General features: G+C 53.7%; 2 protein-coding genes. One reads left to right on the top strand and one right to left on the bottom strand.

Annotated features, from left to right (window positions below):
* Window positions 1–297: hypothetical protein (locus AB4Z32_RS27715; RefSeq protein WP_442125015.1), on the bottom strand; the 297-nt coding region annotated here is incomplete at its 3' end.
* Between the two features lie 80 nt (window positions 298–377).
* On the opposite strand from AB4Z32_RS27715, the gene AB4Z32_RS27710 reads away from it, so the two are divergent.
* Window positions 378–469: DUF4224 domain-containing protein (locus AB4Z32_RS27710; protein WP_442125016.1), on the top strand; the 92-nt coding region annotated here is incomplete at its 3' end.

Genomic DNA, 469 nt, shown 5'->3' with positions numbered 1-469 from the left:
GTGCTGGATCGTTCCGATAAAGCGGTCAGTGTCATGGTCGCACACCAAGTAGACCGGCTCAATCGACACTCCGGAAAGCTTGAGCCTGTGCTCAATTGCGACGCGCGCCGCGTCGTCGCATTTGACGACGTCTTCCATACCTTCTGGCCAGACACCATCGCGGAACTGAAGAAAATATTTTTGCTCGGATGCTTCGGCCGGCTCACCAGTCCAGACAGTTACATGGGCAACGGAACCAAGCACTGTCACATCGAGCAGGCCACTGCCCACAGGGCGAGCGAAAAAGTTGATACGCATGTTGTCTCCTTGTTGGCGTCCAATCGTACCACCACTCAACAGTAGAGACACAGCAAGACAAGTTTGTAGGAGAATGAATTATGAAGATGTTTCTTGACTCGGACGAAGTGCGGGAGCTCACTGATCGAATTCAGCGGGCCGCGCAAGCGAAGGTGCTGAGATCCATGGGGAT

Origin of the sequence: Massilia sp. 2TAF26 (assembly GCF_052115005.1) — a bacterium.
Taxonomy (GTDB): domain Bacteria; phylum Pseudomonadota; class Gammaproteobacteria; order Burkholderiales; family Burkholderiaceae_D; genus Telluria.
The sequence above is the reverse complement of the archived record's forward strand: the minus strand, read 5'-3'. Positions and strand labels throughout refer to the sequence as shown.